Below are 25,438 nucleotides of genomic sequence, written 5' to 3'. Positions count from 1 at the left end.
CTTTCAAGCTGTGCTATATTTTTGGTGTCGAGTTAAAACGTTTTAATAAAACGTTTTAACTTAAATCAAATGAACGAATCTGACAACTATGAATGGAGTGAATAAAATGAATACGATTACAATCATTGGGAGTATCAACCTTGATCGCACGATTCGGGTGAAGCAAATGCCAAAACCAGGTGAAACGATGCACACGAAGGAGATCTTCTCTGCTGGCGGAGGTAAGGGTGCGAATCAGGCCGTTGCAGCGAAACGTTCTGAAACAGTCACCAATTTTATTGGAGCAGTCGGAAATGATGCCGCTGGTGATATGATGCGTGAACTTTTATCAGAAGAAGGCATCGACTTATCTGGTGTGCAAACGTTAGAAAAGCAAGCCACAGGACAAGCCTACATCATTGTTGACGATCAAGGCGAAAACAGCATCATGATTCATTCAGGTGCCAACAACGCTTTCACACCGCAACAAGTAAAAGAGCATGCTGAATTGATCAAAGCCAGCGATTTTGTTATTGCGCAATTTGAAAGCACTTTAGAAAGTACGATCGAAGCTTTTACCATCGCCCGACAAGCCGGTGTAAAAACGATTTTAAATCCAGCTCCAGCATTAGAAGAAGTGCCAGAAGACTTGTTAAAAGTTACGGATATGATTATTCCGAATGAAACCGAAACAGAAATTTTAACTGGGATCAAAGTCACGGATGAAGCAAGTCTAAAAACTGCGTCAGATCATCTGCATCAATTAGGAATCGAAGCGGTAATCATTACGATCGGCAGTAAAGGGGCCTTCTATGATGTGAACGGTCGAAGCGGAATCATACCGGCATTCAAAGTAAACGCGGTGGATACAACTGCTGCGGGAGATACGTTTATCGGTGCGATGAGCAGTATCCTAGCGAAGGATTTCAGCAACTTAGAACAAGCCATCGAATATGGAAACAAAGCGTCTTCTCTTACGGTACAACGATTTGGTGCTCAACCATCTATTCCATACAAAAACGAATTGAAGTAATGAAAGGATTTTTAGCATGAAAAAAAGTAAAGTCATCAACTCAGATATTTCTCGCGTAATCGCACAAATGGGTCACTTTGATCAATTAAGTATTGGCGATGCCGGTATGCCAGTGCCAATGACAACTGAAAAAATTGATTTAGCAGTCGATAATGGTATTCCGAGTTTCATGGATGTTTTGAATAATGTGTTAGAAGAACTAGCTGTTCAACGGATTTATTTAGCAGAAGAAATCAACACGGAAAACCCTGAAATGCTGACAAAGATTCAAGAACGATTACCTGAAACCCCAGTGACATTTCTTCCTCATAGCGAGATGAAGTCGGCTCTGCACGATAGTCGAGCATTCATCCGGACAGGCGAAATGACCCCTTATGCCAATATTTTATTGGAGAGCGGCGTCGTATTTTAAGCATTTTTACGAGGAGGAAATAATATGAATACAACAGCGATCTTGATTGGATTAGGACCGTTACTTGGTTGGGGACTATACCCAACCATCGCATCAAAAATTGGCGGCCGTCCAGTAAATCAAATCTTAGGCTCGACTTTAGGCACCTTGATCTTTGCATTAGTTTTTGCCGTGTTCAACGGAATGGGTCTTCCAACAGGAATGGATTTAGTCTTTTCGATTCTTTCTGGAGTAGGCTGGGCGATTGCTCAAATCATTACCTTTCAATCATTCACATTGATTGGTTCATCTCGAGCAATGCCGATAACGACGGCGTTCCAATTGCTGGGTGCCTCGTTATGGGGTGTTTTTGCGCTAGGTGATTGGCCGGGGATGAATGCCAAATTATTGGGTGGTTTAGCCTTAGTATTAATTATTTTAGGAGCATGGATGACGGTTTGGACAGAAGAAAAAACCAAAGAAAAAGCAAGTATCCTAAAAAAAGCGGTGCTTTTACTAGCTGTTGGTGAGATCGGTTATTGGGCGTATTCAGCTGCACCGCAGGCAACCAGCATTGATGGAATGCACGCATTTCTGCCTCAAGCGATTGGCATGCTTATAGTTGCGCTGGTTTATTCAGTAATTTTAAGTGTGAAAGATAAAGAGAAATCGGCTCTTGCAGAACCTGTTTCTTATAAACATATTTTTTCTGGTTTCTTTTTCGCTTTTGCTGCGTTGACTTACTTGATCTCTGCACAACCGGATATGAACGGTTTAGCCACTGGTTTTATCCTGTCTCAAACTTCAGTAGTTTTGGCAACCTTAACGGGTATCTGGTTCTTAGGTCAAAAGAAAACTAAAAAAGAAATGACCATTACGATCGTTGGTTTGTTGCTGATTCTAGCAGCGGCTGCGATGACGGTGATGATCTAAAGCTGTCGATTTTTGACAGCTTTTTTTGTTTGAGATAAACCAAAGTAAAATTTTGTCGGTCAATGCTATAATCAAACATGGAAAGAGAATTCTGATTGAACCATAGAAGGAGTTTTCGACTTTTGAGAAAATATATTCATTAGTAGGAAGAAGGCAAAATAATGAAACTAACAATCTCATTGGATATTTTAGAAGAGGCCTTTTATTATGTGTCGCCAGTTAAGCCGGTCTCTACTGTGCCGCTGATTTATGCGACTTTTTCAGTAGAAAAAGGACAAGTGGCTTATACAACAAATAATGAGATGAAATTCGCACGAAAAGTTGAACGAGCCTTCAAATCGGCATTTCACAAAATCGTTCAAGAAAATCGAGCCTATCGTGAAATACTGGATCAAGACAAGATCTTATCGCCGCAGGAGCATTTAGCTCTGCAAAACAAATTACTCGATTCTTTAATTATGGCGATTCAAGAATATCCTGAGTTGACTTTGATTCGTGTAGAACTCACTGGGAGTTGGCCAGTATTTCAAACAGAAGCTGGACACTTGGATCTGACAGAATAAGCGAGTTGTTTTTGGAAAATGGCTGTAGATGGTACAGTTAAGTTGAAAGGGTGAAGAAAATGGATATGATTTATTTTGAAGGACAGTCAGCATTTTTAGAAGATTATAAAAAAGTCGCAAAGGCAGCAACGATCGATCAGCAGCAAGTGATCGATGAAGTAATGGAGCAATTGAATAAACCAACACCGGATGATAAACTATCGTACATTTTACCCGGTGGAGATACGATTAAAGGGCATGCAGTCAGATTCCCGTTTCGTAAAGAGTTGATCGCAATGGACAATGAGGCGACCGTTTCAACTCAATTTTTTTATGAAGGTTCACCATATGAATATGAAGTTGTGGAAGATGAACAACTATAGCGCTAAGGGACTTTCAAGTTATTAAAAACTTGAAAGTCTTTTTCTATTTGCTTTAAAATAGGTAAGCTGTTATGATGGATGTTCTACTATTTGTTATTTTTTTGAAAGAATGGGAGGTGATGGTCTTGTATGATTTGCCAGCCGCAGGGCTATTTCCTGCATATGACAATTTAAATTTGAAAGGAAGATAATAAATTGTTTATTCTTGAAAAGAAAGCGAATACAACACAGAGGGTTTGGGAACATATGAAACGAAATTATCAAGGAGAGAAAATAGCAGTTGTTGGTGTGGAAAAGCAGCTTCCGCAAACTTTTTTACGCAACAAGCAGGTTATTTTTTATGAAAGTCTGACTGAAGATGCCGTGCTAGAAGAAGGTCGGCAATTCTTAAAAAATTTCGCAAAAGATTATACGGCTTTGGTGTTCTATTTGAATTGTTCATCAGAAATCGCTGAACAGCTGATCGAAGAAGGTCGTACTTTAGGTGTCAGAGTCACTGTTACTGTGGATGAAAAGGCCGCATAGAGTTTATGTGGAAAAAAGTTATTCGACAAACGACTGTTCAAAATACTATTTTGCGGAATGGCTTACGTTTGTTTCAAGAACATTCTTGGCATCAAAATAAGGACAGCCGAACATTGCTGGAGATTTCGGGACAGCTGCACAAAGTTATGCAGCTGCATCTAAATACCAAAAATTTAGTTGTCGGCGTCCCAGGCTATGGAAAAGAAGTCACCCTATTAGAAGTATCAGAACAAGATTTTGTCCCTCATTATCATCAAATTGAGCAGGTGCATGAGTCTAATGAAGGGTATTTTATTCGATTGAAATCAATTTAAAAAGGATCGCACAGTTGTGCGGTCCTTTTATGTTAAAAAATCAAACCTGTGATGATTGCACTTAGAAAGCTGACTAGACTCGCGCTTAATAAGATTTTTAAGCCATGTTTGGCAACTAGATTGCCTTTTTCTTCGTTTAGACCTTTCATTGCACCAGAGATAATTCCAATGGAAGAGAAGTTTGCAAAAGAAACTAAGAAAACAGAGAGAATCGCTGTTGTTCGAGCTGAGAAATCCCAGCCGCCTTTAGCCAATTCAGTCATAGCAACAAATTCGTTGGTTACTAGTTTGGTAGCCATCAAGCTTCCAGCATCAACAGCCTCTTTCCAAGGAATACCGGTGATGAAGGCTAATGGTGCGAAAACATAACCTAAAATTTCTTGGAAGGTCAGACCGGTGATTTTAGCAAAAATAAAATTGATCATGGCAATCAATGCTACAAACCCGATCAGCATTGCGGCTACAGTGACCGCAACATGGAACCCGTCCAAGATATACTCTCCCAACATTTGGAAGAAGGTCTGGTCTTTATCTTCCTCGATCACTAAGTTATCATTTTCCAAGTGGTAAGGATTAACGATTGAGGCAATGATGAAGCCGCCGAATAAGTTCAGTACAAGTGCAGTAATTACATATCGCGGTTGGATCAAAGCCATATAGGAACCAACGATCGACATGGAAACGGTGGACATTGCTGAAATACTCATGGAAGTCAAACGTTGTTCCGACAAAGTAGGCAGCTCCTTTTTAATGGAGATGAATACTTCTGATTGTCCCAGAATCGCTGAAGCAATCCCATTATAAGACTCCAGCTTGCCCATCCCGTTGATCTTGCTAAGAGCTAGACCAACACCTTTCATGAAGAGCGGCAAAATTTTAACGTAACGCAAGATTCCGATGATCGCGGAAATAAAGACGATCGGCATCAAGACGTTCAGAAAAAATGGGAAGCTCTCTTTGTTAGCAATACCGCCAAAAACAAAGTCCACACCCGAACCGGCAAAGCGCAACAATGCGTCGAACACGCCAGCCAAACCGCCAACGATGGTTGTGCCTACCGTTGTACGCAATAAAATGAAACCCAATAGAAATTGCAATACTAGCATGATCACAATCGGAGAATACCGAATGTGTTTCCGGTCGCTGCTGATCAAGAAACCTAAAACTAAGACAATTATCAACCCAATAATACCTATCACAAAATGCAAAAAATCACTCCTAATTTATATATTGTTGATTTTGATTTTCATCAAGCCGATCATTCCTAAAAACGTGCGTGAATAAACAATTGGATAAAGCAGAGTCAAGGAAATGACCGTTTAAAAATAATCTGAATTAGCGTAGCTTTTTTTGGGAGGATTTGCGAAGAATAACCATTAAAATATTTCCTCTATGAACAAATTCTAAACACGAAAACACTAACAAATTCATTTTCGGCGACTTGCAATGATTACAGCTTTTCTAAAAAAAATATGCTATGCTTGAAAAGAATTCTGCAGAAAAAGAGGGATCGAAATGGAAGGGGAAAACAAGAAGCGGATCTTACTTCCGCGTTATCAGCAAGTTGCGGTAGAGATTGCTGAACGAATTGCCGACAAACGTTATCAGGTAGGAGAAAAAATCCATGCACGCTCTACTTTAGCGAGTAACTTCAATGTTTCCCCTGAGACGGCCCGTAAAGCGATCAATGTTTTGGTCGATCTAGGTATTATGGAGGTTCGGCACGGCAGCGGAGCATATGTACTTTCGCGAGAAAAAGCGCAGGTCTATTTTGAAAAATATCAAGATGTGCAAACTGTTCAAGAAATCAAAAATGAGATTCAGGCCAGTGTTGAAAAACAAAAGCAGGAATTGGACAATGTCAGTGTACTGCTGAATCAGCTATTAGCTCAAACGAAGCGTGTTCATAACGTTGCGCCTTTTGTACCTTATGAATTGACGCTGACCGAAGAGGCGGTTCATTTAGAGAGTACGGTCAATGACTTGAATATTTGGCATGAGACGGGTGCAACGATCGTGGCTATTCAACAAAAAAATGAATTGCTGCTGTCTCCTGGACCGTATGCCAAAATTTGTGCTGGTGATACTCTGTTTTTCGTCGGAAACGAGCTAGTATTACAACGAATGCAGCATTTGTTTTACCCAGATAAATAAATGTCGAAAAAAGAGAAGCTGCGGCTTTTCTTTTTTTGTTTACTAAAAATTTTCAGCATCTTTTTTGACAAAAGTGACCACATGATGTTAAGGTTGTATGGTCACTTTTTTTAAGAGGAGGATATTTTTTGAGTAAAGTTAAGGTAGAACATCTGACTAAAATATTTGGTAAGAAACAGCAACAGGCCCTTGCGATGATTCAAGAGAATCGCGACAAGAATGAAATTGTAGAGCAAACAGGTGCAACTGTTGGTGTATATGATGCAAGTTTTGAAGTCAATGAAGGAGAAATTTTTGTTATCATGGGACTTTCCGGCAGCGGAAAATCTACAATGATTCGTTTATTAAATCGATTGATTGATCCAACATCTGGTGAGATTTATATTGATGGAGAAAATATTGCCCAAATGGATAAAGAAGCACTGCGGGAAGTGCGCCGCCATAAAATCAATATGGTTTTCCAAAACTTTGGACTATTTCCTCATCGTACGATTTTAGAGAATACAGAATATGGTCTTGAAGTGCGCGGTGTACCGAAAGCGGAACGTCAAGCCAAAGCAGAACAAGCATTAGACAACTCAGGATTACTGACCTTTAAGGATCAATATCCGAATCAACTATCCGGTGGGATGCAGCAGCGGGTCGGTTTGGCGCGTGCACTGGCCAATGATCCAGAAATATTATTGATGGATGAGGCATTCTCAGCATTAGATCCATTGATTCGCCGCGAGATGCAAGATGAACTGTTGGATTTGCAGTCCAATGTACAAAAAACGATTATCTTCATCACTCATGATTTGAATGAAGCCTTGCGGATCGGTGATCGGATTGCTTTGATGAAGGATGGTCAAATCATGCAGATCGGTACAGGTGAAGAGATTCTAACGCACCCAGCCAATCAATATGTTCGAGACTTTGTCGAAGACGTTGACCGTTCGAAAGTCTTGACCGCACAAAATATTATGGTCCCAGCGTTGACTACGAATATTGAAGTTGATGGCCCGAGTGTGGCCTTGAACCGGATGCGTAAAGAAGAAGTCAGCATGCTTTTAGCTGTTGACCGCAAACGTAAATTGAAAGGGAGTCTGACTGCGGATAAAGCGTTAGAGGCTCGTAAAAATAATTTAACACTGAAAGAAGTCATTGATAAAAATGTCCGCCGCATTCCTAAAGATATGCTGGTCACCGATATTTTCAATCTGATTTTTGATTCACCTGCTCCGCTGGCTGTAGTAGAAGGCGACCGTTTAGTCGGCGTCGTCATTCGCGGCAGTGTATTAGAGGCGTTGGCAGATACAGAAGCAGAAGAGGTGAAAGCACATGTCTAATATTTTACAGCAAGCATTACCCGTAGCAGATTGGGTTGAAGGATTTACTGATTGGCTGACCGGAACCTTTGCAGGATTATTCTCAGTCTTGCAGCACAGCGGCCAATTTTTGATGGATGGGATGACTAATCTCATGGCATCGATTCCGCCATTATTATTCATTCTTGTCTTAACTGTTGCCGCATTTTTCATTTCTAATAAAAAATGGGGATTGACGAGCTTTACCTTGATTGGGTTACTGTTTATTTACAATCAAGGATTGTGGCTCGATCTAATGAGCACTGTTACGCTAGTAATTTTATCTAGTGTCCTTTCGATCATCATTGGAGTACCATTAGGTATTTTAATGGCAAAAAGCGAGACAGCAAAGAAAATTATTACACCAATCTTGGACTTTATGCAGACGATGCCAGGTTTCGTGTACCTGATTCCTGCGGTTGCCTTCTTTGGTATCGGGATGGTACCGGGTGTTTTCGCATCAGTAATTTTTGCGTTGCCGCCAACGGTTCGTTTTACGAATCTTGGAATTCGCCAAATACCAAAAGAGTTGGTGGAAGCCTCTGATTCATTTGGCGGAACAGGTCGGCAAAAACTCTTTAAACTGGAATTGCCGTTAGCGAAAAGTACGATCTTAGCAGGGATTAACCAAACAACGATGCTGGCCTTATCAATGGTCGTAATCGCATCAATGATTGGTGCACCTGGTCTTGGTCGTGGTGTGTTGTCAGCCTTGCAGCGGGCACAAGTCGGGAATGGTTTTGTGAACGGGTTGGCGCTCGTTATCTTAGCAATCATCATTGACCGCTTTACACAAAACATTAACAAGCCGAAACAACAAGCGGCTGAAAAAATGCCGAAGTCGAAAAAGAAAAAAATCGGGATTGCTGCCGGTGTTGTCGCCGCAGTGGTTTTACTCGCTTCATTTGGTTTTGGCGGCAGCTCTGAAGAGAACAAAGGAACGATCAATCTTTCCTATGTGGAATGGGATACCGAAGTCGCTTCAACACACGTAGTCGGTGAAATTCTAAAAGAGATGGGCTACAACGTCAATATGACGCCGTTAGACAATGCCATCATGTGGGAATCTGTTGCAAAAGGCGAGTCTGATGCGATGGTAGCTGCTTGGCTGCCGAATACGCATAAGTCGCAATTTGCTCAGTACAAAGATCAAGTAGATGATCTTGGGGTCAATTTGAAAGGCGCAAAAGTTGGGATCGTCGTACCGGACTATATGGATGTAAATTCCATCGAAGATCTAACCGATCAAGCCAACAAAACGATCACAGGGATCGAACCTGGTGCCGGTGTAGTCAATGCTGCTGAAAATACCTTGAAGGCTTATCCGAACTTAGCAGATTGGAAAGTTTCAACGTCATCTTCTGGAGCAATGACAGTAGCACTTGGTCAAGCAATCAAAAAGAAAGAGCCGATCGTTATTACCGGTTGGTCACCGCATTGGATGTTTGCTAAATATGGATTGAAATATTTGGAAGATCCAAAGGGTGCCATGGGAACAGAGGAAGCTATCCATACGATGGCACGCAAAGGGTTGAAAAAAGATCAGCCGGAAGCATACAAAGTATTGGATAACTTTAATTGGAACCAAAAAGATATGGAAAGTGTCATGCTGGCTATTAATGAAGGTACCGATCCTTCTCAAGCAGCTAAAGATTGGATCAAAGATCATCAAAAAGAAGTTGATCAGTGGAAAAAATAGAATATAAGAAAAATTGCTGGTCATTATTGACCAGCAATTTTTTTATGTATTGGAGGCTTGTTTATTGAGATAGAATAATTTCATAAATACTTTCAAAAAAGAATAGTTACTATTAATTAGTAGTTTCATGATTAATGATGAAAAAAGGATGCCTTTAAACAATCAGGAAAATTTACTATGATGAGTATAAGAGATAGTGAAGTTGCCAGTTCAACTTTGTCAGTTCTACTAATCTTACTTTAGCAAGAGTAGTAGAAGGGTATGCGTACGAAAATCATTGGAACTTTTATGTTAGAAAAATTCTATCATTCATTTGTGAGCTAGCTTCATAATGTTGAATTGAAAAAGGAGGTGTGAAGATGGAAAAAAGTATGCGGCGGCGAAACCAGCTATTGTCCCTACTTCTTTCTGAAAGCGATTACAAAGCGACGGATTATTTTAGTGAGAAGTTAGAGGTCTCTACAAGAACAATTTTGAATGACGTCAATTTTTTAAATAAGGAACTGACCAAAAAAGAGATAGAGATTGTCAAAGTACCGCGTCATGGCATTAAGCTAGTAGGAACTGAAAAAAACGTTAGCAGAATCGGTGAACTTTCGTTGGAGAGCGATGGAGATGCCTATGATGTGTTAGGCAGAAGAGAAGCGTTGTTTCGTAAATTATTTATGTCTCCAGCAGGCCAATTACAAGAGGAACTTGAAAAGGAATTTTTTATTTCGGACTCGACTCTAAAAAAGGATCTGGATTATCTGCAACGTTATCTCCGTCATTTTGATGTCAAGATTTGTCAGAACAAGCGAAATGTCGTTCTTAAAGGAACCGAAGTCGATGTGCAGCAGTCCTATCAAAATTTTTTGATAACGAAGTTTCCGGAAGCCTTGTTCGTCAATAATGAAGAGCTGCTTATCCAATTGAGTAATTACTTTCCGAAGAAGCTGATTCAGTTAGTCAAAGAGACGTTAGAGAGGTTTTCGGATATGTTTTACAGCGATATTTCTAATAAATATTTTTCAGCAATTTTTCTTACCTTTTTATGTTTGCTTACTCGAGCGGAAAACGGCTGTCATATGACGATCAAAGAAAAGAAGAAAAGTGAGTTAGAAGACCTGGCGCTCTACACTCAAACATATGAAATTTGTGCCTTTATTTCGGCTAATAGTACGATCGAACTTTGGTATCCTGACATTTATCATCTATCGGAAACGTTGTATGCCATGAATGTAAAACCATATTATAAATCAACTAAAAGCTACAGCGGCTGCTATCAAGAGGCAGTAGAAGAATTGATGGCTGACTTAGGGAATCTGTTGAATATCGATTTTTCGAGGGACCAAGAATTACATGACTCGTTAATGAGCCATATCGTGCCGATGATTTATCGTCTGCGTCGCAATATCTTGATCAAGAATCCATTTATGGAAGAAATCAAAAACCGCTATTTATTATTATATTCTATGATGTGTTATGCCACGAGTAGTTTAGCGCAGCGTTTTTCGATCGAAATTACTGGTGATGAGATTTCTTTTTTAGTGATTTATTTCCAAGTTTCATTAGAACGCAAGTATGGAGTAAGTTTCCGCAATATTTATGTTGTGCTGTCTCGAGGGTTGATCACCAGCGACTTGATCTATACAAAAATTCGGCGAATCATCCCTCATACAGATAAGGTCATTCAGTTAACGACCAAAGAATTTGAGCAGGTAACGTTAAATTCTCGGGATGTTGTTGTTACTACCGATCCGCATTTAAAGGCGCGGAATGTCGTTTATATTTCTCCGATGATCAAGGATGAAGAAATCAGCCGGATCGTCCATACCTACTACAAACGGTATTACGCAACAGCAAAAGAAAAATCATAAGTTGAACACCAATGGATCAATCCAGATCTTATTTTCCTTCAGCAGCATGTGGAGAACAAACAAGAGTGTTTGAATTTCATGATCAAAAAATATCAGGCGTTGGGGATCGCTAAAGAAAATTTTGGCGAGTCAGTTTGGGTTCGTGAAAAGTTAGGGGATACTAGTTTTTCTGTGAGTGTTGCTATTCCCCATGCGGATCCCAGCGAGGTCAATCAAACCTCGATCGGGATCATGACCTTAGATAAGAAGATAAATTGGGGAATCAATAATGTGAATGTCATTCTATTTTTTGCCATTTCAGATACGGACATTGATGCTGCGAAGAGTAAGATCACGGGATTACTTGAATTTATCGAGAGGGAGGAGAATGTTGAGCAGTTGATTCAAGTAACGGATAAACAGACGCTATTAGAATTAGTGATGGGGGAAAGGAGTGCAATCTAAGTGGCTGACTTTTGGGACGATATGTATTTAGATGAATTTTTAGTAGATTTAGAAATGGATGAACCGGACAATTTTTCGGCATTGGCGGCATTAGCCGGTTGTCTTGAGAAAAACAAATGTGTGAATGGAGAGTTTAGTCAAGCGATTCAAGAACGAGAAAAAGAATTTGCGACAGGCTTACCGCTAGAGCACATCGGGGTTGCGATCCCCCACACAGATTCAGAGTACGTTTTCAAGCAATCGATGGCGATCGGTATTCTAAAGAATCCAGTGATGTTTGAAATGATGGGCTCGCCGGAAGTTTTAGTTCCGGTAAAAATCATGTTTATGCTGGCGATCAAAGAACCTAAGAAACAATTGGATTTTCTACAGGCATTAATCGATATGTTTCAAAAAGACGAAAAGGTCTTAGCAATTATTCAAGCGAAAACGGCAACGGAGGCCGTGCAAAAAATGAAACAGAATTTAAACTAGGGACGTGGAAAAAATGAAAAATATTTTATTGGCATGTGGTTCAGGAATTGCAACATCAACGGCGGTTAACGGAAAAATCTCTAAGGTTTTAGATGATAACGGTTATAAAGGGAAGTACAAAATTACGCAATGCAAGATTTCAGAAACACCAAACAAAGCATCGAACTATGACTTTTTGATTTCTACGACGGTGATACCTAAGGATTTAGATTGCGAGTCTGTTTCGGGCGTATGTTTCTTAACAGGAGTTAACACGAAGCCTACGATCGATCGAATTTTAGAGCTGATGGAAAAGTAGCCTGCTGTAAATAGTACGAGGAATGAGGGGGAATAATCATGGATGCTATTATCAAAGTGTTTCAATTTATTCAGGGTTTAGGTGTTTCCGTTGTAATGCCAATTGTTATCTTTATCATTGGTTGTGCCTTCAGAACAGGTGTCGGGAAAAGTCTTCGAGCAGGGTTAACAGTAGGGGTCGGTTTTATCGGCTTGAACTTGGTCATTAACTCGTTATTGGGAACCAGTCTCTCGCCAGCGGTACAAGCGATGGTTGATCGCTATGGATTGAGTTTATCAACGATTGATGTGGGATGGCCGGCTTCTGCAGCAATTGCGATGGGTTCGACGGTTGGATTGATCATCATTCCGTTAGGATTATTGGTAAATATCGTGATGCTGCTGACGAATACGACGCAAACAGTGGACGTAGATATTTGGGATTACTGGCACTTTGCTTTTACCGGAGCTTTGGTAGCTATCATCACCGATACTCTATGGTTGGGAATTATTGCGGCGGTCGTTAACATGGTCATCATTATGGTTCTGGGAGACGTTACCGCTCCAGAGGTAGAAAAATCACTGGATCTGCCGGGGGTCTCACTCCCCCACGGGTTTACAACAGCTTATGCGCCGATCGCGATGGTGATTAATAAATTAATCGATATGATCCCAGGGGTAAGAGATATCAATATTAATATGGATACGGTTCAAAGACGTTTTGGTGTTTTTGGCGAACCGATTCTAGTAGGAACGTTCTTGGGAATAATTATTGGGATTATCGCAGGGTATGACGTGACAGAAGTATTGACTCTAGGGATTTCACTGGGAGCAGTTTTAGTCTTAATTCCTAAAATGGCTGCTTTGCTGATGGAAGGGTTGATTCCGATTAGTGACGCTGCCAGCGAGTTTATTCAAGGAAGATTCCAAAATCGCGGAAAAATATATATTGGCCTAGATTCTGCGGTAGGGGTTGGACATCCAGTAACATTAGCAATCTCATTCATTTTAGTTCCATTATTGATTTTCTTGGCGGTTGTCTTGCCGGGAAATACAGTGATGCCATTTGCTGATTTGGCTGTTATTCCGTGGATGTTCGTTCTGATCACGCCAATCGTAAAAGAGAATGGCTTTAGAGGCCTGATCGTAGGATTGATCGTTCTTGTTTTCGGACTATGGATCGCGACAGACTTAGCGCCGATGATCACGACGGCCGCGAACAACGTGAATTTCCAAATGCCGGAGGGGGCATCGCAAATTTCTTCTATTTGTGACGGTGCGAACCCGCTGACTTGGGCATTGGTTCGCTTAAATGGCCTCGGATATATTGGTACTGGAGTTGGTGCGTTTGTTGCTGCGGCAATGGCGATCTGGAACCGTAATCGAATCAAAAAAGAAGCGTCTCAGCTGCATGATGGAGGAGAAGCAGCTTAATTCTTTCGTATGAAAAGGGGGAAGAACAAATGAAACGGTTTGAGTACGATAAAACATTGTATTTTATAGATGTCCCTGTTACAGGAGTAGTCTCATTGATTGTTTTCCTCATAGCGCTTGTCTCAATTATTACCAATCGAATACCAGCGTTGATGTTTCTTGTTGGGATCGTCGCTTTTTACAGCTTTTGGAACGCGCTTGTAGCGAAAGTCACACCGAAAGAAATCGATGTGGATGGGGACACACTGACTTTACGTTCATTTAACCGTAGAGATGCTTACAGCCTAACGCAGCTGAAAAGTTTTAAAATTCGTGAGTTCCCGAGTGCAGGAAAAATGTTTTTGCGTATGAATGGCGGCGGAGTGCTTAAAGGACGTTATTGGTTGAACACGAAAAATTATAATGATGGTCACGAGCTGTTTCGCTTACTGCTGGATATGGAATATGAAAAGCATCCAGAGTCACTGAAGGCTCGTGCTAGAAGAGTGAATACCGAGTATAACGCTCGTGCCAAAAAGAAAAAAGAGGCCAGCTGATGTTAGAAAAAGAAAAGACAGAGATTATCGCCGCAGGAATCAAATTGGATCGTTATGGATTGATTTCCTTATCCGGCGGAAATGTCAGTGTGCGGGTGGATCAGGAAACATTATTGGTTACCCCTAGCGGCATGATGTATGAAGAGATGGTTCCAGCAGATGTTCTCGTAATGAATAGTGATGGAAAGGTCATCGAAGGTGCGCGTCGTCCGAGTGTTGATACGATCGCGATACGTTATATTTTTCAGCAGATGCCTGAAGTTAATGCAGTCATTCATACGCATCAACCCTATGCTACGGGGATTGGCTTAGTGGTTGATCGGATCGATTGCGATGTTACTACGCTTGCTAATACAGCTAAAGGACCGGTCAATGTAGCACCGTATAGTTCGGCGGCTAGTATCGACATGGGCTATGCAGTGGTCGACCATATTGGTGATCAGTTAGCGGTCGTGTTGAAAAATCATGGGGTTGTGACGATAGGCAAAAATTTAAAAGAGGCGTTGTATGCAGCTGTCTATTTAGAAGAAGCCGCTAAAACACTTTATGTCGCACATTCCTATGGAGGCGATATCGCTAAACTAAATGACGAACAGATCCGGACAGCTGTTGAAGTATTTAAGGATTATGGTCAGGTTAAACAGTAAGTTGTTTATTTAAATACTAGAAGTACTACACAAAGACCGTCTGCTAGTTTTGGCAGGCGGTCTTTGTGTTTATTCAGGTTTCAGCAATACTTTCAGTTCGTCGCCGTTCATCGCCAAGTTGAAGGCTTCCTCCCATTGAGCTAAAGGGAGAATTTTTGTAACCACGGGAGCTAAATCGATCGTGGAGGTCTGCAGCCAGTCAATTGTTTTAAGCCAAGAACTTGTTTTTTGGGTTCGCGAGCCGATGAGTTGGATCTCTTTGTTTAGGAGCAAACTCATGTCGACGGGCACAGGATTTTTTGCGAACAGTCCTTCTTGAATGACTGTTCCTTTTTTCCTAACGATCTCTAGCGCTTGCTGCAAAGCTTGCGGACTGCCGGAGCATTCAAAGACTTGATCAAAGCCTAATTGATTGGTTGCCTCGCTGAGAAATGCGGACCAATCAGTTGTTTGACTATCAATAACTTGAGAGATACCCAGTTCCTTTGCTTTGGTCAAGCGATGAGCGTCTTTAGTGATGCCGATAAGTGTGACATCTGCCTTTAATGATTTTGCGACTAACGCCAGTAAGACACCGATAGGACCAGGACCGAATACGGCGATTTTCTCATCAGGCTGAATATGAGTTTTTTCCATCGCGGCATGAATACAGCATGCGAGAGGTTCGATTAAAGCGGCGACCTCATTTGATATGGAGTCTGGTAGTTTATGACAGCGAGCAGCTTTAGCGGCAACGAAAGTCGCAAAGCTTCCATCTACCTGCGTACCCAGTCCTTTTCGCTGACTGCATAAATTAAATTCTTGTGCCAAACAGTGAACGCATTTTTCACAAACTTCATAAGTTGTCTCACTGACAACCCTCTCTCCGATCGTGAAGTTTGTTACTTTATCCCCTATCTCATAAACTATACCAATGAACTCATGCCCAAGCGTTAAGGGTATTTTTTTGTTATATTCTCCTTTTAAGGCATGAATGTCTGATCCACAAATCCCGCTGAAGACTACTTTAATTATTATTTCATCATTTTTAGGAAATGGCTTGTTTATGTCACATAATTCCATGTTACCAAAACCGCTTGCTATCTTTCTTAATGCTTCCAATGCAATGACCTCCTCAAATGTTATATATGTAAGTGTTATTAAAAATGAACCTTTTATAGTATGCCAAGCGTAGCATAGAAGCTTATTCGCTAACTAGCACAATTCTTTTGAGAAGTGAACAAAAAGGATTGGTCTTGTGAAATAATAGGGGCAAGATACAATTAAATGTGTAGAGGTGATAGTGATGAACAGAAGGATCAATAAAATTTTATTGGATATTTTGCATGAGAAAGAAGATTCATTGGCCAATTATGCAAAATTATTTAAGGTCTCCGAACAAACGATTCGCAATGACGTCAAAGAAATCAACTTTCAATTGGAAAGCAGTAATGGCAATAGAGGAATCTATTTAGAAGATGGGTGTTTACAAATACCGGAGGAGGTTGATTTAAAGGAGTTATTCAAAACCTACGCATCATTTCAACACTATCATTTAACTCTCGATGAACGGCGAACCATACTAGCTTTGCTTCTGATCACCAGTCATGATTATGTGACAACGTACTATCTCTCTGAATACCTCTTAGTTAGCCGCAATACGCTAGTCAGTGATATCGAGGAATTAAAAAAATGGTTTGCCAAAAATGATTTGATTCTGTTGTCCCACATTGGAAAAGGCTACAAAGTCGCTGGCGATGAAATAAAGATTCGAAAGGCCATGACGAAACTAATCATTTTCAATGGGCTGTTTGATTACGGCTATGATTATGCTCTAGGCTGGGAAAACAATATTTTTCAAAATCTCTTATTGGACATTATTGATTCAGACAATCGTTATCAAATGGTCAGCCAGCTGCTGATGGAGGCGGAAAAGGAAGAGAACCTGCAATTATCTGATTTCTCTTATCAAGAGATGATCTGCTACTTGATCATTTTGATCGAACGAATCAAATTTAATCACTATATTGAATTCTCTGAAAGTTTAAATAAAATGCTGGAGAGTTCAAAATCGAGCTTTGCTAAAACGATCATCAAAAAAATTGAAGAAGCTTATTCTATTGAGGCCGCCGAAGGAGAATTAGGCTACTTGACCTCGATTTTACGCAGAAAAAGCTACATCAAAAATAATGGACGCAAAATCGATTCCATCGAAATTCAAATCTTGATCAATGAGTTTATTTTTAACTTGGCGAAAGAGATGGATATCAAATATTACTTGAACAGCGATTTATTTGATCTGTTGGAAAATCATTTGAAATTGTTGATTTATCGTCTTTCTTTAAACGACAGTGTCGTCAATGTTTTGTTTGATGAAATTTATCAGTCGTATCCGGAAATGTTTGAAATAGTAAAACGAAATTTGCGGGAGATCGAAGCCTGCTTGGGACTTGAGATTCAACCGAATGAGCTATCCTTTATCGTCATGTACGCGATGGCCATTCTGGAAAACAGAAGCAATACCCAGTCAAAAGGTCAGGTCCGCTTGCGAATTGTTTGCAATTCAGGCAGCGGGACCGCTCAACTGATCAAAGTGAAACTACTATCGGCGTTTCCTCAGATCTCGGTGATTTCTGTTGACTCCTCTCACGCGCTGCAAAAGGTGCGGCCAGCTGATCAAGATTTAATCGTCAGCACGGTTCCTTTGAAGTTTGATCAGTCGCCGGTGGTTTTAGTAAATCCGATCTTAACAGAGCAAGATATTGTGCGAATTCAAAAAGCGTTGTACAAGATCAAGCCGCGCCACTTCATTGATCAGGAATACTTGATCACTAAAGAAGAATCGATGATTGAAAATTTCTTGCCGATCATTCAGAAATATATCGATGAAGGCGAATATCAAAATTTTTTAAGCGATATCGAATCGTTTAATCGCTTGAATGAGCGCTTAACAGTCGAGGCACAAGAAGTGAGTCGTTTGACGTCGATCTTGACTGTCGAACGAATTAAATTGGACCAGCCTTGTGAGAATTGGCAAGCAGCAATTGAAGAGGCGGGACAATTATTGCTGATGGATGATTTGATTACAGCTGAATATATCCAAGGAATGATCCAAATGGTCGTCGAAAATGATTCGTATATCGTTATTTCACCAGGAGTGGCGATTCCACATGCGGAATTTTCGCATGGTGCAAAAAAGATCGGGGCTAGTTTTGTTCGTTTAGCCCAGCCGATAAATTTCAATCATCAGAAAAATGATCCAGTAAAATATGTAATCGCTTTCTCTTTGCCGGAGGGTGTTTCGATCGGGACCTGTCTATATTATTTTACTGAAATCTTAGCAACGGAGAATTTTTTAGAAATAATGGATCAGTGTCGTTCCGAACAAGCGGTAATGGTTCAGTTAAGAAAATTAGAAGATAAAGTGATGGGGTTTCCTTATGAATAAACTACTGAGTAATGAAAATCAAAAATTTCTGTATTATGCATTTGATGAACAGGAGCAAGAAACACTGCTGGCTAAGATGAGCGAAGTGCTGATTGAAGCGGGTTTTGTTCACGAAAGCTACAAAAATGCGGTGATTGAGCGGGAACGAGTCTTTCCGACGGGATTGCCGACCCAAGGGATTCATGTAGCGATCCCGCATACGGATTCGATCCATGTAAAAAAAGAAGGGTTTTTAGTGGGGGTGTTAGAACGGCCGATTGCGTTTGAGATGATGGCCAGTAAGGATGTTTTCCTTGATGTCGAACTTATTTTTATGTTGGCAATTAAACGGCCGGAGGATCAATTGGTCATGCTGCAGAAATTGATGCTCTTGTGTCAGGATGAAAAAAATTTACAGTTACTAAAATCAAAAGAGAAGGTTGTTGAGGTGGAGGCGCTGCTGAAAACCATACATTAAAGGTTGGCGGTTCCTCTTGTTCCAAAAATTAGGATCAGAAAAACGTGAGAGACAGCAATAAAAATGTTAGGGATCATAAAGGAAGGTCAGACAGATGGACATAAGAGAATTTTCTCGTTTTGGGGAAATTCATTCATACAAAAAAAGGAGAAAAAACTATGTTAGATATACTTAAAGCAGGGGTAAATTATATCTTGGATCTAGGTGCGGCGGCAATGCTGCCAATTATTTTGACCGTCTTTGGTTTAGTTTTAGGGCAAAAGTTAAGTAAATCTTTTCGAGCTGGTTTAACTGTCGGGATCGGTTTTACTGGTTTGAATCTAGTGATTGGCTTGCTTTCGGATTCGATTGGGGCATCCTCTCAGGCAATGATTGAACGCTTAGGTTTGCAATTAGATATTTTAGACGTGGGTTGGCCGATTGGAGCGGCAATTACGTTCGCAACACCGATCGCAGTTATTTTGATTCCAGTCATTTTTATTTTTAATATGATCTTGCTGCGATTTAACTTAACGAAAACGATGGACGTGGATCTGTGGAATTATTGGCATCTGATTTTTCCAGGAGCGATGATCTATTATGCGACAAATTCGATTTGGATCGCCATCATTTGTTCTTTGATCAACACCTTCGTCATTTTCAAACTGGCAGATTGGACAGCGCCAGCAGTAGAACACTTCTTTGGATTGCCGGGCATTTCGCTGCCGCATGGAGAGACGGTAAACTTCGCGCCGCTGACCTATGCGCTGAATCGTGTCTGGGATAAAGTTCCAGGTATCAACAAAATCGATATTAATGCGAAGAATTTAAAGGAACGATTGGGAATTTTTGGCGAGCCAATGATGATCGGGCTGGTATTAGGGGTCGGAATGGGCTTGCTGGCCGGTTATGATTCTCAGGCAATTATTCAATTAGGGGTTCAAACCTCAGCGGTCATGATCTTGATGCCGAGAATGGTTGCGTTATTGATGGAAGGGTTATCTCCGATTGCCGAAGGCGCTAAAGCATTTATCCAAAAACGTTTCCCAGGAAAAGAGGTGTACATTGGTTTAGATGCGGCGGTCGTAACGGCACATCCAGCGATTATCACGGTAGCGTTGCTGATGGTACCAATCACGATTTTATTGGCAGCAATTCTACCATTTAACCGTCTGTTGCCATTTGCCGATTTAGCCGTATTGCCGTTTACAGTTATTTGGTCAGTAGCGGCATCGAAGGGCAATATTTTTAGAGGCTTGCTGAATTCGATTGTATCCGTTTGTATTGTTTTCTTCATCGCAACGAATTTGGGGGCGCTGACAACAACAATGGCTCATGCAGTAGGTTTCGCCTTTCCTGAAGGGGCAACGATGATTTCAGGAATCGACATGAGCAGCCACATTACGTTATGGATTATGCTCAAACTGATTGATCCATCGAATCTACCGGCCTTTATGGCAGGAGCTATTGCTTTAGTTATGTACGGCGCATTGTGGTTCTGGACGCGGAATGACATTAAAAAGCAATATGGATTGCCTACCGGGAAAGGTGATTCCGACAACACAATCAAGGGAGCTGAGATGAATGAATAAAAAACATATTTTGATTGCTTGCGGAACAGGTGTGGCGACATCAACGGTCGTTTGCATGCGAGTAAAAGAAGAACTGGAAAAAAATAATATTCCAGCAACAGTGGAACAGTGCAAGGTGGCCGAGCTGCCATCAAAAATTCATGGTGCCGATTTGGTTGTGACCACAACGGCGTATGAAAGTGATGATATTCCCGTGATTCGCGCACTATCTTTTTTGACGGGAATTGGGATTGAAGAAGATGTGCAAAAGATTGTTGATATTTTGAGTTAAAGGAGCGGACCCATGAAAGGAAAAGTTGCAGTAGTTACTGGTGCGGCTAAAGGGATCGGCAAAGCGATTGCGAAGAAATTTGCAATCGCAGGAGCTCATACAGTAATTTTAGATTTCGACGAAAAAAGTGGGAAACAAACGGCCGCGGAGCTTTCCGCTGATTTCTCAGAATCAGTCTTCATCAAAACAGATGTTTCAGATCCGGAGTCATTAAAGCGGGCAAGCGAACAAGTTTTAGAAAAGTTTCAACGAGTGGATATTCTGGTGATCAACGCGGGAATCAGCTATTTGCATTCTATCGATGAGATTTCGATTGAGGAATGGCAGCGCGTATTGCATATCAACCTGGATGGTTCCTTTTATACGTTAAAGGCTTTTTGTGATCATTTTGCCGATAATGCAGGAAAGGTCATCTTTATTACTTCCGGTTCAGCGATTACTGGAACGGGGGGCGGTATGCATTATGCTTCTTCGAAAGCTGGGCAGCACGGATTGATGCGAGCGGCTTCGAAAGAATTTGGACCGCGGGGTATCAATGTCAATGCGATTGCTCCACGGGTCATTCAAACCGATATATTAGATACCCTTTACCCAGATGAGGCGAGTCGTGAGGAATTATTGAAAAAAATTCCGCTGCGGCGAATCGGTCAACCAGAAGACATAGCGAATCTCGCATTGTTTTTAGCAGGACCGGATAGCTCTTATATTCATGGACAGATTATTTTAGCGGATGGCGGACGAACTTATTAAAGGAGAAGCTATGAAGAAAATTTTAGTCGTTACCGGAACTTCAGACAACAAGCGGAAGTTTGCGGTGAATTATATTGAAACCTTTATGCGAGACAATGACGTGGAGGTCGCGGTGGTTGGTGAAAGTATCTATGACGTAACGGAAGTAGCTGAGGATATCTCAGCGATCGTCGCCATTGGGCAGCCCCAATTTACTACGGAGCGGCCGATTATCGATGGGACACCCTTCATTACGAAATTCAACATGGATGCATGCTGCCAACGGCTAATGGAGAAAATCTAAGAATGCATAAGAGCCACTGATTGAATGCTTTTGCTTCGTGCAGAGGGAAAAAATCAATGGCCTTATGCTTGCTCAAAATTTTATCCTCTATATAAAAAACGGCATCGCTCGATTCGTTCTTTCATGATTAATGATGAAAAAAGGATGCCTTTAAACAGGGGCTTGAATTGCTTATGATGGGTATAAGAAATAGGGAGAGACTGTGAGTTTCTACAAGGATAAGTCCTACTAAAGAGTAGAGAAAAAAGAGTATTGCCGCAAAATAAAATTTGGATATACTCCGGCTTCTAACAGAAATTGTATAGAACTTGGAAACGTCATAGTGAAAATCCTCCTTATTGGTCTGTTAGTAAGATCCCAATAATAAATGATTTTTACTATGATATTTTTTTCGCGGGTAAATCAAAGAGATATTTTAGAGTATGTGAAACGGCGTAACATTTGTTACGGGAATCGCGTGGTTGGAACATTCTGTAAAGATGGGCTTGTGAATGAAATCATTTGCTGAAAGCGTTGACACTTAGGGCGATGCCTCTTATGATGACAGTGTGACATATGTTAAATAAAGGAACATATGGTAACAGCGAACTAAATAAGTTCATTCGCAGAAACTAGGAGGGAATAAAAATGAGTTATTCCGACGACGCACGATTACTGACAGAAATCGCTTCAATGTATTACGAAGAGGGAGCCAAACAATCAGAAGTCGCAAAAAAGTTTAATATCAGTCGCTCGCTGGTCTCTAAATATTTGGCGAAGGCACGTTCTCTAGGGTTAGTAGAAATTATTATTCATGATGATTTAGTTCATCCTTATCGTTTGCTGGAGGAAAAGCTGATCGAGAAATTTGGGTTGACAGAGGTGATCTGTATCGCACCTGCGGCAGCCGAAATGTTGAACAAACGTATCGGTATCGCTGCTGGAAAATACTTATCGCGGATTTTAAAAGGCGATGAAACAATCGGTGTCTCCGCCGGGATGGTAGTTCACGAGGCTGCTCAGAATTTTTTACCGAAAAATCAAATGGAAAATATCCGATTTATTCCATTGGTTGGCGGTTTAGGTCAAGAACATACAGCGTTGCAAGCCAACGTGGTCTGTGAAATTTTTGCCCGCAAGAGCGGCGGCTCAGTATTAGAACTACACGCGCCGATTACAGTGGATTCTGCGGAGGCAAAAAAAGTTTTTATGGCACAGTCGTTTATTAAAAACGTTTTTGATAAAGGGAAAAAAGCAGATATCGCATTAGTCGGGATCGGAGGGCTGCCAGCCTATTCCACCATGACAAAAGCATATTTGCCAAATGAAGAAGTACCACTAAGAAAGGAATTATCTGCTGGTAATGTATCGGGAGATATTTGTTACAACTTTATTGATGAGGAGGGCGAGCTAACAGATTGTACATGGAATGATCGAGTTTTGGCGATCAGTTTGAAAGAGTTGAAGCAGATCCCAAAAAGGATCGGTGTATCTGGCGGCAAAGAAAAAGTCAGTGGCATACGGGCAGCGTTAAATGGGAAATTAGTCAATGTTTTGATCACTGATGAAGAGACAGCGAAGACGTTACTAGATGAAGATAAATAAAATGGAGGCGCATAAATGATGGCAGCAACGAAAAACATCTCGATTCCAAATCGAGCAGGTTTGACGGATGAAAACTTGGTAGAGCTTTACCGCAGAATGTGGGAAATTCGTTACTTTGATGAAAAAGTCGACCAATTATTTGCAAAGGGTCTGATCCACGGAACGACTCACTTGGCAGTAGGACAAGAGTCTACGGCGGCAGGCAGCGGCGCGGTCTTAAGAAAAACGGACTGGATCACTGCGACGCACCGCGGGCATGGGCAAACGATCGCTAAAGGAACGAATATCAACGAAATGATGGCGGAATTATTTGGCCGGACGACGGGAACCAACAATGGTAAAGGCGGATCGATGCATATCGCCGATTTAGATACAGGAAACCTTGGCGCTAACGGGATTGTCGGCGGCGGATTTCCAATCGCAACAGGCGCGGCGTTGACTTCAAAATTGAAGAAAAATGATACAGTGGCGTTGGCGTATGCAGGCGATGGTTCTACAAATGAGGGAAGTTTCCATGAATCATTGAATTTGGCTTCTATTTGGGACTTGCCGGTAGTCTTCTTTATTGAAAACAATCAATACGGGATGAGCGGACCGTTTAAAACAATGATGAATGTTGAACGTTTATCTGAACGGGCGAAAGCGTATGGAATCGAAGGCATTACAATCGAAGGAAATGACATTATTGAAGTTATCAATACAACCTATGATGCCGTCGAAAAAGCACGGCGCGGTGAAGGTCCGACATTGATCGAAGCGATGACTTATCGTTGGAAAGGTCATTCAAAATCTGACGCGAAGAAATACCGTACGAAGGAAGAGGAAGAAGATTGGCGCAAGAACCGCGACCCGATCAAATTGGCGCGTGAAAAATTTGTGGCGGCGGGGATTTTTACCGAAGAGGAAGCAGAAGAGCTTCGCATAGCTGCTAAACAAGCGATTGAAGATGCGGTTACTTTTGCGGAAGAAAGTCCGATGCCGGCGACCGAAAGTATGTACGAAGATGTTTATTCGGATTAATAGCCGCCAGCTTTACTGTCTGCTTGAGCAAGTCAGCGGATAGTACGCGTGGTGAGAGGCGAACTTATTTTTCTTTTGAAAAATAAATACTTGAGTACGAAATAGGAGGAGCGAAAAAAATGAGAGAAATCACATACGCAGAAGCGGTCAGAGAAGCAATGTCTGAAGCGATGCGAGAAGATGAAGATATTTTCATGTTAGGCGAAGACATCGGCGTTTATGGTGGCGCTTTCGGTGTGAGTCGCGGCATGGTAGAAGAATTTGGTGAAGAACGGGTTCGTTCCACGCCGATCTCTGAATCAGTGATCGCTGGAGCGGCTGTCGGTTCAGCAATGACAGGGATGCGTCCGATTTTTGAGATTCAGTTCTCGGATTTTGTGACGATCGCGTTGGATCAGATCGTTAACCAAGCAGCAAAAATCAGATACATGTACGGCGGGAAGGCGAAGATTCCATTGGTGATGCGCACGCCGGGAGGTTCGGGAACCGGTGCAGCGGCACAGCACTCGCAGAGTTTAGAAAACTGGACGGCACACGTACCTGGCTTGAAAGTCATTCAACCGGCGACCGCCTATGATGCAAAAGGTTTGCTGCATGCGGCGATTGAAGACAATAATCCTGTCATGTTTTATGAGCACAAGCTTTGCTACCGGACGAGCTCTGATGTGCCGGAAGGAAAATACACGATTCCGATTGGTGTGGCAGACATCAAACGAGATGGCTCGGATATTTCTGTCGTAGCGACTGGAATCATGGTGCACAAAGCGTTGGAAGCCGCCGATATTTTGGCAGAAGAAGGCATTCAAATCGAAGTTGTCGATCCACGCACATTGGTACCACTGGATAAGCAGACAATCATTGATTCGGTTGTTAAAACGGGGAAAGCAGTCGTGGTGACGGAAGCAGTGAAACGCAGCGGCTTCAGCGCTGAATTAGCCAGTGTGATTGCAGAAGAAGAATGCTTTGATTTCTTAGATGCACCGATCATCCGTTTAGCAGGTAAAGAAATCCCGATGCCGTATCACCCAGAGCTTGAGAAAAAAGCAGTTCCTCAGGTAGAGGATATCGTTGACGCTTGTCGCGGATTAATGGCATAAGGGGGGATA

28 protein-coding genes are annotated in these 25,438 nt (G+C 41.5%); 26 read left to right on the top strand and 2 right to left on the bottom strand.

All coding sequences use genetic code 11. From position 1 onward, the window contains the following. Positions 1-106 precede the first annotated feature (106 nt). From rbsK to PGP85_RS10280, 7 genes are all read left to right on the top strand, one after another. Positions 107-1,012: a ribokinase gene (gene rbsK, locus PGP85_RS10310; RefSeq protein WP_010742611.1), complete on the top strand. Its 906-nt coding sequence runs from the start codon at positions 107-109 to the stop codon at positions 1,010-1,012. Between the two features lie 16 nt (positions 1,013-1,028). After that, positions 1,029-1,424, top strand: coding sequence for a D-ribose pyranase (gene rbsD / locus PGP85_RS10305; RefSeq protein WP_010742612.1), 396 nt, complete (start codon positions 1,029-1,031; stop codon positions 1,422-1,424). A gap of 24 nt (positions 1,425-1,448) precedes the next feature. Then, a complete protein-coding gene (gene rbsU / locus PGP85_RS10300) occupies positions 1,449-2,336 on the top strand; it encodes a ribose/proton symporter RbsU (RefSeq protein WP_010742613.1) in 888 nt (295 codons plus the stop codon). A gap of 161 nt (positions 2,337-2,497) precedes the next feature. Continuing rightward, on the top strand, positions 2,498-2,899 hold the full coding sequence (locus PGP85_RS10295; protein ID WP_010742614.1) for a hypothetical protein: 402 nt from the start codon (positions 2,498-2,500) through the stop codon (positions 2,897-2,899). A 59-nt stretch (positions 2,900-2,958) separates the two neighbouring features. Next, positions 2,959-3,261, top strand: a complete 303-nt coding sequence (locus PGP85_RS10290) for a DUF5960 family protein (protein WP_010742615.1) — start codon at positions 2,959-2,961, stop codon at positions 3,259-3,261. Between the two features lie 195 nt (positions 3,262-3,456). Beyond that, a complete protein-coding gene (locus PGP85_RS10285) occupies positions 3,457-3,786 on the top strand; it encodes a type 1 periplasmic-binding domain-containing protein (RefSeq protein WP_010742617.1) in 330 nt (109 codons plus the stop codon). Between the two features lie 5 nt (positions 3,787-3,791). Beyond that, a complete protein-coding gene (locus PGP85_RS10280) occupies positions 3,792-4,100 on the top strand; it encodes a hypothetical protein (RefSeq protein WP_010742618.1) in 309 nt (102 codons plus the stop codon). Positions 4,101-4,132: 32 nt separating this feature from the next. Here the strand turns inward: PGP85_RS10280 and PGP85_RS10275 are convergent, their stop codons facing one another. After that, positions 4,133-5,308 (bottom strand): NupC/NupG family nucleoside CNT transporter, encoded by a 1,176-nt coding sequence (locus tag PGP85_RS10275; protein WP_010742619.1) that lies wholly within the window; start codon positions 5,306-5,308, stop codon positions 4,133-4,135. Between the two features lie 307 nt (positions 5,309-5,615). On the opposite strand from PGP85_RS10275, the gene PGP85_RS10270 reads away from it, so the two are divergent. The 10 genes from PGP85_RS10270 (at position 5,616) to PGP85_RS10225 (ending at position 14,969) form a co-directional block, all read left to right on the top strand. Then, the gene (locus PGP85_RS10270; RefSeq protein ID WP_010742620.1) at positions 5,616-6,254 is read left to right on the top strand and encodes a GntR family transcriptional regulator; all 639 of its coding nucleotides are present in this window, start codon (positions 5,616-5,618) and stop codon (positions 6,252-6,254) included. A gap of 128 nt (positions 6,255-6,382) precedes the next feature. Continuing rightward, complete coding sequence (locus tag PGP85_RS10265; protein WP_010742621.1) at positions 6,383-7,582, top strand: quaternary amine ABC transporter ATP-binding protein; 1,200 nt, start codon at positions 6,383-6,385, stop codon at positions 7,580-7,582. Then, the gene (locus PGP85_RS10260) at positions 7,575-9,299 is read left to right on the top strand and encodes an ABC transporter permease/substrate binding protein (protein WP_090404108.1); all 1,725 of its coding nucleotides are present in this window, start codon (positions 7,575-7,577) and stop codon (positions 9,297-9,299) included. Before PGP85_RS10265 ends, PGP85_RS10260 begins: the two co-directional genes overlap by 8 nt. A gap of 359 nt (positions 9,300-9,658) precedes the next feature. Beyond that, positions 9,659-11,158 carry a BglG family transcription antiterminator gene (locus PGP85_RS10255; RefSeq protein ID WP_270327390.1) on the top strand — a complete coding sequence of 500 codons (1,500 nt, stop codon included), beginning with the start codon at positions 9,659-9,661 and terminating at the stop codon, positions 11,156-11,158. 15 nt (positions 11,159-11,173) lie between these two features. Continuing rightward, positions 11,174-11,602 carry a PTS sugar transporter subunit IIA gene (locus PGP85_RS10250; protein ID WP_270327427.1) on the top strand — a complete coding sequence of 143 codons (429 nt, stop codon included), beginning with the start codon at positions 11,174-11,176 and terminating at the stop codon, positions 11,600-11,602. Next, the gene (locus tag PGP85_RS10245) at positions 11,603-12,076 is read left to right on the top strand and encodes a PTS sugar transporter subunit IIA (RefSeq protein ID WP_010742624.1); all 474 of its coding nucleotides are present in this window, start codon (positions 11,603-11,605) and stop codon (positions 12,074-12,076) included. A 13-nt stretch (positions 12,077-12,089) separates the two neighbouring features. Continuing rightward, positions 12,090-12,374, top strand: a complete 285-nt coding sequence (locus PGP85_RS10240) for a PTS sugar transporter subunit IIB (RefSeq protein ID WP_010742625.1) — start codon at positions 12,090-12,092, stop codon at positions 12,372-12,374. 38 nt (positions 12,375-12,412) lie between these two features. After that, complete coding sequence (locus PGP85_RS10235) at positions 12,413-13,786, top strand: PTS galactitol transporter subunit IIC (RefSeq protein WP_010742626.1); 1,374 nt, start codon at positions 12,413-12,415, stop codon at positions 13,784-13,786. 29 nt (positions 13,787-13,815) lie between these two features. Then, positions 13,816-14,322 carry a hypothetical protein gene (locus PGP85_RS10230; protein WP_010742627.1) on the top strand — a complete coding sequence of 169 codons (507 nt, stop codon included), beginning with the start codon at positions 13,816-13,818 and terminating at the stop codon, positions 14,320-14,322. Then, positions 14,322-14,969: a class II aldolase/adducin family protein gene (locus PGP85_RS10225; protein ID WP_010742628.1), complete on the top strand. Its 648-nt coding sequence runs from the start codon at positions 14,322-14,324 to the stop codon at positions 14,967-14,969. The genes PGP85_RS10230 and PGP85_RS10225 overlap by 1 nt, the downstream gene beginning before the upstream one ends. Positions 14,970-15,038: 69 nt before the next feature. On the opposite strand, the gene PGP85_RS10220 is transcribed toward PGP85_RS10225, so the two are convergent. Further along, positions 15,039-16,070 carry a zinc-binding dehydrogenase gene (locus PGP85_RS10220; protein ID WP_010742629.1) on the bottom strand — a complete coding sequence of 344 codons (1,032 nt, stop codon included), beginning with the start codon at positions 16,068-16,070 and terminating at the stop codon, positions 15,039-15,041. 184 nt (positions 16,071-16,254) lie between these two features. Here PGP85_RS10220 and PGP85_RS10215 point away from each other — a divergent pair, with 184 nt between their 5' ends. From PGP85_RS10215 to PGP85_RS10175, 9 genes are all read left to right on the top strand, one after another. Then, a complete protein-coding gene (locus PGP85_RS10215; protein WP_010742630.1) occupies positions 16,255-18,396 on the top strand; it encodes a BglG family transcription antiterminator in 2,142 nt (713 codons plus the stop codon). Continuing rightward, on the top strand, positions 18,389-18,853 hold the full coding sequence (locus PGP85_RS10210; protein WP_010742631.1) for a PTS sugar transporter subunit IIA: 465 nt from the start codon (positions 18,389-18,391) through the stop codon (positions 18,851-18,853). The genes PGP85_RS10215 and PGP85_RS10210 overlap by 8 nt, the downstream gene beginning before the upstream one ends. Before the next feature lie 158 nt (positions 18,854-19,011). Continuing rightward, complete coding sequence (locus tag PGP85_RS10205) at positions 19,012-20,424, top strand: PTS galactitol transporter subunit IIC (protein WP_010742632.1); 1,413 nt, start codon at positions 19,012-19,014, stop codon at positions 20,422-20,424. After that, on the top strand, positions 20,417-20,695 hold the full coding sequence (locus tag PGP85_RS10200) for a PTS sugar transporter subunit IIB (RefSeq protein WP_010742633.1): 279 nt from the start codon (positions 20,417-20,419) through the stop codon (positions 20,693-20,695). Before PGP85_RS10205 ends, PGP85_RS10200 begins: the two co-directional genes overlap by 8 nt. Positions 20,696-20,707: 12 nt before the next feature. Next, entirely contained in the window at positions 20,708-21,445 is a 738-nt protein-coding gene (locus PGP85_RS10195; protein ID WP_270327386.1) for an SDR family NAD(P)-dependent oxidoreductase, read from the top strand. Between the two features lie 10 nt (positions 21,446-21,455). Further along, on the top strand, positions 21,456-21,728 hold the full coding sequence (locus tag PGP85_RS10190) for a PTS sugar transporter subunit IIB (RefSeq protein WP_270327385.1): 273 nt from the start codon (positions 21,456-21,458) through the stop codon (positions 21,726-21,728). Positions 21,729-22,355: 627 nt separating this feature from the next. Further along, the gene (locus tag PGP85_RS10185; RefSeq protein WP_010742636.1) at positions 22,356-23,312 is read left to right on the top strand and encodes a sugar-binding transcriptional regulator; all 957 of its coding nucleotides are present in this window, start codon (positions 22,356-22,358) and stop codon (positions 23,310-23,312) included. A gap of 15 nt (positions 23,313-23,327) precedes the next feature. Then, positions 23,328-24,332: a thiamine pyrophosphate-dependent dehydrogenase E1 component subunit alpha gene (locus PGP85_RS10180; RefSeq protein WP_090404120.1), complete on the top strand. Its 1,005-nt coding sequence runs from the start codon at positions 23,328-23,330 to the stop codon at positions 24,330-24,332. A 119-nt stretch (positions 24,333-24,451) separates the two neighbouring features. Continuing rightward, entirely contained in the window at positions 24,452-25,429 is a 978-nt protein-coding gene (locus tag PGP85_RS10175) for an alpha-ketoacid dehydrogenase subunit beta (RefSeq protein ID WP_090404122.1), read from the top strand. Positions 25,430-25,438: the final 9 nt, after the last annotated feature.

The sequence above is a fragment of the Enterococcus malodoratus genome, from assembly GCF_027659535.1.
GTDB classification, from domain to species: Bacteria; Bacillota; Bacilli; order Lactobacillales; family Enterococcaceae; genus Enterococcus_A; species Enterococcus_A malodoratus.
This window is presented reverse-complemented; position numbering and strand designations above follow the sequence as displayed.